1 protein-coding gene is annotated in these 9,857 nt (G+C 67.5%); it reads left to right on the forward strand.

Annotation, left to right across the window (positions count from 1 at the left end; genetic code table 11):
- Positions 1-40: 40 nt before the first annotated feature.
- The coding region (locus ACREXZ_RS24595) for an amino acid adenylation domain-containing protein (RefSeq protein WP_431766723.1) at positions 41-9,857 on the forward strand (9,817 nt) is incomplete at its 3' end.

Below are 9,857 nucleotides of genomic sequence, written 5' to 3' on the forward strand. Positions count from 1 at the left end.
TGGCTTTTGCCGGCGCTCCGGAATCCAGACTAGAGACATCATGCAAGACATTCGCTTCGACACCGATTTCCTGCCCGCGCGCGTGGCGCGGCTCGCGGCGCTGACGCCCACCGCACCCGCGCTCGTCGACACCGATGGCACGCTCGACTGGGCTGCGCTGTGGGCATGGTCCGGCCGTCTCGCGACCGCGCTGACCGAAGCGGGCACACGGCCCGGCGAGCGCGTCGCGCTCGCGCTGCCGCGCAGCGCGGCGCTCGTCGCGAGCATTCTCGCGGTGTGGCGCGTGCGCGCATGCTATGTGCCGCTCGATCCGGCGTTGCCCGTCGCGCGTCTGCGCTGGCAGGCAGAAGACTGTGGCGCGCGCATTGTGATCGCCAGCGATGCATCGGTTGCTGGCTGGTTGCCTGAAGGTGTGAGCACGCTCGATCCGGTCGCAACGCGTGGGCTCGCGAACGATACCGCGCAGGCACTCGTCGTTGACGAAGCTGCATTCGCATGGCCGGCCTATGTGATCTACACATCCGGTTCGAGCGGACGTCCGAAGGGCGTCGTGTTGAGCCACCGCGCGCTGTCCGCATATCTGCGCGGCGTCGGCGAACGATTGCCAGAAGGCATCCGCAGTGCCGCGTACCTCTCGACGCCTGCGGCCGACCTCGGCCACACCGCGCTGTTCGGCGCGTTGTGGCACGGTTGGACGCTGCATCTGATCGACGCGCAGGTCGCCTCCGATCCCGATGCGTTCGCTGCCTACATGAGCACGCAAGATGTCGATCTGTTGAAGATCGTGCCGAGCCATCTCGATGCATTGATGCAGGCGCAGTCGCCCGCGGCGGTGTTGCCGGCGCGCTGCCTGCTGGTCGGTGGCGAAGCCGCGCCTACGCGGCTCGCGGAACGCGTCGCGCAGTTGCGGCCCGCGTGCACGCTGATCAACCACTATGGTCCGACCGAAACGGCGGTCGGCGTGCTGACGCGCAGTGGTGCCGGGAGCCGCTCGGCGACGCTGCCACTCGGCACACCGCTGTCACACGTGAATGCACGCATCGTCGATGCGGACGGCAACGCGGTACCGAAGGGTGCGACGGGCGAGCTCTGCATCGGCGGCGCGAGCGTCGCGGACGGCTATCTGAACCGGCCATCGCTGACTGCCGAGCGCTTCGTGCCCGACGCGGAAGGGCATGGCGCGCGCGTGTATCGAACCGGCGACCGCAGTCGTCGTTTGCCGGGCGGCGAGTACGCGTTTCTCGGCCGGATCGACGATCAGGTGAAGATTCGCGGCTTCCGCGTGGAGCCCGAAGAGGTTGCTGCACGGTTGCGCGACATGCCCGGTGTGCGCGACGCGATCGTGATCGCGCGTGCAGAGAACGAAGGGGCGCCGCTGCGCCTGCTCGGCTACGTGACCGCATCGACGCCGCTCGACGGCGCCGCATTGCGCGCGACGCTCGCCGCCGATCTGCCCGACTACATGGTGCCGTCGTCGATCCGCGTGCTCGATGCGCTGCCGCTGACCGCGAACGGCAAGATCGATCGCGCGGCGCTGCCGGATGAGGACGTGTCCGCATCGGCAGACAACGGTGCAGCGCCCGCGCGCGTTGAACCGCGCAACGACGCGGAGCGCTCGCTCGCCGACGTGTGGAAGCAGGTGCTGCGACGGGACGACATCGGCGTGACCGACAACTTCTTCGAGATCGGCGGCGATTCGATCCTGAGCCTGCAGATTATCGCGAAGGCGCGACGCGCGGGGCTCAAGCTGACGCCGAAGCAGATGTTCGAGAATCCGACGATCGAAGCGGCTGCGCGGATTGCGCAACCGATGGCAGCGCCTGCTGCTCCTGTCAGCAAATCGGCAGCGCCGCAAGACCACCACGACGACGCCTGGTTCACGCAAGCCGGCGTCACGCGCGACACGGTCGAGGCGGTCTATCCCGCGACACCGATGCAGCAAGGCCTGCTGTTCCACGGCATGCTCGACGGCGCACCTGGTCTCTACATCGGCCAGTTGCGGCTCACGCTGGACGCACTGCGTATCGACGACATGCGGCGCGCGTGGCAAACGGTCGTCGTGCGACATCCGGTGCTGCGCACACGCTTTTTCTGGCCGGCAGGCGGTGAACCGTTGCAGATCGTCGAGCGCCACGCCGAGGTACCGTTCGCGGTGCACGACACGGCCGCTCTTGCAGCAGCCGACTACGACGCGCATTTCTCCACCGCACGCGATGCGATCGCGGCACAAGGCTTCGATCCGGCGCATGCGCCGCTGATGCGCGTCGACGTGTTCACGCGCGCGGACGGCGCGTGCGATCTGCTGTGGACGCACCATCACGCGTTGACCGACGGCTGGAGCACCGCGCAGGTGACCGCGGACGTCGCGCGCGCTTACGGCGCGATCGTCGCGGGCCAGCGTCCCGACGACACGCCCGGCGCACCGTACACGAACTACGTGCAGTGGCTGCGCAGTCAGCCCGATACCAGCGCATTCTGGCGCGCACGACTCGCCGCGCTCGACGATCCCGCACGTCTCGCCGACGCGCTCGGTCCGGATTTCCATGCGGCTGCGCCCTCTAGTGTCGATAACGACCCAGAAGCAGCAAACCATGCCCCTGGCCTGCTCACACGCGAACTCAACGCCACCCGTCACGCGACGCTGCTGCACGCCGCGCAGCGTGCGCGCGTGACGCTCAACACGCTGGTGCAGGGTGCATGGGCGCTCGTGCTGTCACGCTTCGCGGGCCGCAGGCAAGTCGTGTTTGGCACGACCGTCGCGGGTCGTCCGGCGGATCTGCCGGATGCGCAGGAGATCGTCGGCCTGTTCATCAACAGCCTGCCGCTGTGGGTCGACGTCGAGCCCGATGCATCGCTGGCGACGTGGCTCGGTGCACTGCAAAGCCGCAACGCGGAACTGCGTGAAGTGGAGCACACGCCGCTCGCGAACCTGCGGCAATGGACCGGCCTCGCCGGCGACGCGCTGTTCGACAGCCTCGTCGTGTTCGAGAACTATCCGCTCGACGAAGCGATCCACGCGGCGAACGCGGCACTCGGCGTACGCGCAGTCGAAGCAACGGACCGCACGCACCTTCCGCTGACGCTCGTCGTCGCGCCGCGCGATGCGACGTCCGACGCGACTGGCCTGACGATGCACTGGCGCTGGGACGCGACCCGCATCGAAGCCGACGGCATCGCGCGGCTCGCGCGGCATGTCGATGCAGCGCTCGACCGGATCGCGGCCGCACTCGGTGCGGGCAGTACCGCAACACAACTGCGCCACATTGAGCTCGACGCTGAACCTTCTACCGATGCGCCGCCCTCCGATTTCGCATTTGAACCGGCACTGGCGCGCATTGCCGCACAGGTCGACGCACAGCCCGATGCAATCGCTTTGGTGTTCCCACAAACGGACGGCAACGTCTCGACGCTGACGTATCGCGAGTTGCATGCATGGTCCGCGCGGATCGCGCGCGCATGTGCCACCGCCGTGAAAAAAACCCGCCGCGACGGCGAGCGCCGCATCGGCATCGCGATGGGCCGTACGCCTGCGCTCGTCGCCGCGATTCTCGGCGTGCTGCGCGCGGACGCGGCGTACGTACCACTCGATCCCGCGTACCCGGACGACCGTCTGCGCGACATCGCGCTCGACGCAGGCCTCGACGCGATCGTCACCACCGATGCGGAACGCGAGCGCTTCGCGACGCTCGTGCCGAACATCCGCCTGATCGACGCGGTGCATGCGCGCGGGCACGGTGAGCACGGCGAACACGCGGACGCGATCATCGACCGTGCGCCGCATCCGGAGCAGCTTGCGTACGTGATCTACACGTCCGGTTCGACGGGACGACCGAAGGGCGTCGGCATCACGCATGCGAACCTGACGCGCCTCTTTACCGCGGGCGGTCGCTGCTACACATTCGGCCCGTCCGACGTGTGGCCGCTGTTCCACTCGTATGCGTTCGACGTGTCGGTGTGGGAACTGTTCGGCTCGCTCACGCATGGTGGCCGCCTGATCGTCGTGCCGCACGACATCGCACGCGATGCTCCGGCGCTGCAACGCCTGTTGCGCGAACAGCGCGTGACGGTGCTGAACCAGACGCCGTCCGCATTCATGCCGCTGTGCGAGATCGATGCACAGATCGCACGTCGCGATCCGTCCGCGACGATGGCGACGCTGCGTTATGTCGTGTTCGCCGGCGAAAAACTCGATCCGCCTGCGCTCGCGAACTGGTTCGTCGCACGCGAAGAAAACGGCGTGCCGGTGCCGGCGCTGATCAACATGTACGGCATCACCGAAACGACGGTGCACGTGACGTTCCGTTTGCTCGGGCGCGGCGACATCGTGCGCGCGGATGCGCCGAGCGTGATCGGCGGGCCGCTCGCGGACCTGTCGCTGACCGTACTCGATCGGTTCGGCGAGCCGGTGCCGGTCGGGGCGGCTGGTGAACTGCATGTTGGCGGTGCGGGTCTCGCGCGCGGCTATCTGGGCCGGCCGGGACTGACGGCGTCGCGCTTCGTGCCCGATCCGTCGGGCGCGCCGGGTGCGCGCGTGTACCGCTCGGGCGACGTTGCGCGACGGCTCGCGAGCGGCGACATCGATTATCTCGGCCGTAACGACAGCCAGATGAAGGTGCGTGGTTTCCGTATCGAAGCGGGCGAAGTGGAAGCGGTGCTGCGCGCGCATCCGGACGTGCGCAATGTCGTCGTGCTTGTGCGCGATCAGCGTCTTGTCTCGTGGATTGTGCCGGCCGTGGGGTCCGCGCTCGCTGCGGAAGCGTTGCGCGCGTTCGCGGCGCGGACGCTGCCTGCGCACATGGTGCCGTCCGCTTATGTGCTGCTCGACAGTCTGCCTGTGACGCAGAACGGCAAGCTTGACCGGCGCGCGTTGCCGGCGCCCGAAGAGCGCGCAGCCGCGGCGCCGTATGTCGCACCGCGCGATGCAACGGAAGCCGCGCTCGCGATGATCTGGCAACAGGTGCTCGGCGTCGAGCGTGTCGGTGCACAGGACGACTTTTTCCTTCTCGGCGGGCACTCGCTGCTCGCGGTGCGTGTGATCTCGGCGATCCGCGCGACGTTCGGTCATGCGCCGACGCTGCGCGCGGTGTTCGAGCAACCGGTGCTCGCTGATCTGGCGGTGGCTGTGCGTGAGGCGATTCGTGCGCCGCAGACGCAAATCCAGTCGCAGACGCAAACGCAATCGGTTGTCGTTGCTGAAGCGCGGGTGCCGGCGCAAGAAAACCCGCAGTTGCCGCTGTCCGCCGCGCAGGCGCGTCTCTGGTTCCTGTGGAAACTGGATCCGCACAGCGCGGCCTATAACGTGAACGGCGCGCTGCAATTCGATGGCGCGTTGAACCGGGCAGCATTGCAAGCGGCCCTCGACGCGCTCGTCGCGCGGCATCCTGCCTTGCGGATGCGCTTCGGCGAAACGCAGGGCGCCCCGTATCAGACGATCGGTGCGGCGGGTGCCTGCGCGCTGCGCGTCATCGATCTGAGCGACCGGCAGGGGCCGGACGTCGATCGCGAAGTCGACGCGCAGCTTGCCGAGCTCGCGCGCGTACCGTTCGACCTCACCGCCGACGCGCCGCTGCGCGCAACGCTGCTGCGTATCGCGGCGGACCGTCACGTACTGCATCTGGGGCAGCATCACATCGTTAGCGACGACTGGTCGGTTGGTTTGCTGTTCGCCGATTTTGCGCGCGCATACCGGAACGTGTCGAAAGGCGTGGCCGCATCGGACACAACGCCGACATCGGCCGACGCCGCCTACCGCGACGCATTGCGCGCACAGGCCGCACGTCTCGCCGACGGCCGCGACGCCGCGCAGCTCGCGTACTGGCGCGACACGCTCGCGACGGACACAGGCGAGGACAGCGAACTCGCGTTGCCGTACGACCGAACCCGCACCGGCGCACGCCGCGCACCGGGCACCCGCACGCGCGTACGCGTGCCGGCAAACGTCGCGAATGCATTGCGCACGCAGTCGCGCGAACGCCGAACGACGCTTTTCATCACGCTGCTCGCTGCATTCAACGCATTGCTGTACCGCTACTCGGGGCAGCGCGACATCCGCATCGGCGTGCCGCTCGCGGGCCGCGATGTGCCAGGCTCGGCTGAAGTGGCGGGCTTCTTCGTCAACACGGTCGTGATCCGTAGCGAGCTCGATGGCGCGATGCGTGCGGACCGGCTCGTCGACGACGTGCGCGAACGGTTGCTTGCCGCGCACGCGAACCAGGACGTACCGTTCGCGAGTGTCGTGAACGCGGTGCAGCCGGAGCGCAATCTCGCGCAGACACCGTTGTTCCAGGTGCTGGTCAACTATCGTCAGCGGCACGATTTCGGCGTGTCGTTCGGCGACGGGCTGCGCGTGTCCGCGCTTGAAGTCGATAGCGGCGAAGCGCAGTTCGATCTGATGCTGAACATCGCCGAAGCGGCGGAAGATGGTGCGCTCGACCTGACGCTGACGTACGCGCGTGACGTGTTCGATGCGACGACGATCGATCGTCTGGCCGGCAATTTCGTTGGACTGCTCGCGCAGTGGGGCGCCGCATCGCGAACACCGGAAGCGCCGCTTGCATCGTTCGCGCTTGCGGAAGCGCCACCGGACGTGAAGCGTTCCGCCGCACGTTCGTCACACAACGCGACCGACATCGTGTCCCGCTTCATCGAGCAGGCCTCGCAACGCGGTGATGCGGCCGCGATCAGCGACGGCGCCGCGAACATCACCTATGCACAACTCGACGCATGGTCGCGTGCGATTGCCGCCGATCTGCGGCGCCGCGGCGTGCGTGCGGAAACGCGCGTCGGCGTCGCGATGCAGCGTTCGGCGGGTCTCGTCGCCGCACTGCTTGGTGTGCTGCGTGCGGGCGCGGCTTACGTGCCGCTCGATCCGTCGTACCCGGCCGAACGTCTTGTGCACATCGTCAGCGATGCGCAGCTTGGCCCGATCGTCGCCGATGCGGCGAGCCTCGAACAACTCGCAACGCTGTTCGCCGGGCACACAACGCTCGACGTCGACGCACTGCGAGACGCGGCAGTGCATCCCGGCCACGACGAGCCGTTCCACGCACCGCATCCCGAACAGCTTGCCTACGTGATCTACACGTCAGGCTCGACCGGCGCACCGAAGGGCGTCGGCATCACGCATCGCAACGTCGCGCGACTGTTCGACGTGACCACGTCGCGCTTCGCGTTCGATGCCAACGACGTGTGGACGCTATTCCACTCGTATGCATTCGACTTCTCGGTGTGGGAAATTTTCGGCGCGCTGGTGCACGGTGCGCGTCTTGTGATCGTGCCGCACTGGACGGCCCGTGAACCGGCAGCATTCCATCAGTTGATCCGCGCTGAGCGTGTGAGCGTGCTGAACCAGACGCCATCCGCGTTCACGCAATTGATTCGCGTCGACGAGAACAACACGCTCGATTCGCTGCGCGCGGTGATCTTCGGCGGCGAACGGCTCGATCCGGCTGCGCTCGCGCGCTGGGCCGACGCGGCACAGACGCGCGGTGTGCTGCCCGCGCTCGTCAACATGTACGGCATCACCGAAACGACGGTGCACGTCACGCATCGCGATCTGGACTCGGCCGCGCTGCGCGATGCGCGCAGCGTGATCGGCGCGCCGCTCGACGACCTAACGCTGAACGTGCTCGACGCCGATCTGAACCGCGTGCCGCTCGGCGCGGCCGGCGAAATTCATGTGGGCGGCGCGGGTCTCGCGCGTGGCTATCTGGGCCGTGCTGCGTTGACCGCCGAACGCTTCGTGCCGGATCCGTTCGGTGCACCGGGTGCACGGCTCTATCGCTCGGGCGACCTTGCGCGTCGGCTCGCGGACGGCGACCTCGAATATATCGGCCGCAACGACCATCAGGTGAAGATTCGCGGCTTCCGGATTGAGCCGGGCGAAATCCAGGCGACGCTGCTTGCGCATCCGGACATCCGCGATGCAGCGGTGCTCGCGGTCGATACGCCGACTGGCGACAAGCGCCTCGTCGCGTATCTGGTGAGCACGGATGCGACTGCTCACGGCGACCCCGAGCGCTGGCAGACGTGGCTCGCCGAGCGTTTGCCCGCGCACATGGTGCCGTCCGCGTTCGTCGCGCTCGAGCGCTTTCCGCTGACGCCGAACGGCAAGCTCGACCGGCGTGCGTTGCCCGCACCGGAAACGGTTTCCACGACTGCGCCTGGTGCGGCGGTCGCGCCTTCGACGGCAGCCGAAGAAACGCTCCTCGCCGTGTGGCGCAGCGTGCTGCGACGCGACGATATCGGCGTGACTGACAACTTCTTCGTGATCGGTGGCGATTCGATCCTGAGCCTGCAGATCGTCGCGAAAGCGCGCGACGCCGGGCTGCATCTGACGCCGCGTCAGGTGTTCGAGGAGCCTACCGTCGAGCGGCTCGCGAGGGCTGCGCGGACGTCGGCGCAGCCCGCTGCGGTGACGTCGTCCGACGTTGCCGGCGGTGCGAACGGCGAACTGTGGCGCGCGCTCGGCCTGACGCCGGAGCACATCGAGGACGTCTATCCCGCGACGCCGCTGCAAGCCGGGCTGCTGTATCACGCGCTGTCTGAACCGGGGCAGCGTGCGTATCTGAATCAGTTGCGCCTGACGCTCAACGGGCCGCTAAACCGCGCAGCGATGCAGGCCGCGTGGCAGGCCGCGCTCGATCGTCATGCGGTGTTGCGCACGCGCTTCGAATGGCAGCGCGGCTCGACCGTGTCGCAGATCGTGCATCGGCGGCTCGCGCTGCCGTTTGCGGTACACGACTGGTCCGCCGCGACCGACTTCGACGCGCGTCTCGTCGAATGGCGCGAGCGCGATCTTGCGGCCGGCATTGCGCCTGACGCTGCGCCGCTGATGCGCGCGGCGCTGTTCATCCGCGATGCGCAGACTGCCGATCTCGTGTGGACCCATCATCACCTGGTGCTCGACGGCTGGAGCGTTGCGCAACTGCTCGGCGAAATTCTGCGCGACTATCGTGCGCGCGCCGGTGGTCTGGGTGCGGTGACGTTCGATGCTGTGCCGCCGTATCGGCGCTATGTCGACTGGCTGCAATCGACTGACGAGGTCGCGACCGAAGCGTGGTGGCGCAAACGTGCGATGCAGGTCGACGAACCGGCGACGCTGACGTCGAGTCTCGGTGCGCCTGCTGACGTCGAACCGGGTGCGCACGCGGTGCGTCGCGCGCTCGATGCGACGCTTGGCGAGCGTCTCACTGACGCGGCACGTCGCTACGAAGTCACGTTGAACACGCTGATGCAGGGCGCGTGGGCTTTGGTGCTCGCACGGTATGGGCATCGTCGTGGCATCGCATACGGGACGACGCTGGCCGGACGCCCCGCGCATTTGCCAGGTGTCGAGCAGATGCTCGGGTTGTTCGTGAACACGCTGCCGGTGTGGGTCGATGTCGATCCGAATGCGGCGGTCGGCGACTGGCTGCGGACACTGCAACGCGATCTGACCGATCTGCGCCAGTACGAACACACGCCGCTTGCACGCGTGCAACAGTGGACCGGCCGCACCGGCGATGCGCTGTTCGACAGCCTCGTCGTGTTTGAAAACTATCCGATCGATTCGGCTGCGCGCGGTGAAGACGATGCGCTGCGTGTGAGCGGAATCGAATCGGTCGATCCGACGCATTACCCGCTCGCGCTGTCGATCATTCCGCGCGAGCGGATCTCGCTTGAGTGGGCGTGGGATGGCGAGCGTATCGATTGTTCGACGATTGAGCGTCTGTCTTCGCACTACGTTGAAGTGCTGGGTCAGCTGGCAGCGGGTGAAGGTGGACGGGTGGGGGCGCTTCGGCTGGCTTCGTCTGGGGGGGCTGCTGCACAGGGGTATGCGTTTGCGTCGCTGGGTGCTGAATTGTCTGCGCAGGCTG

Source organism: Paraburkholderia sp., from assembly GCF_050742655.1.
Classification (GTDB): domain Bacteria; phylum Pseudomonadota; class Gammaproteobacteria; order Burkholderiales; family Burkholderiaceae; genus Paraburkholderia.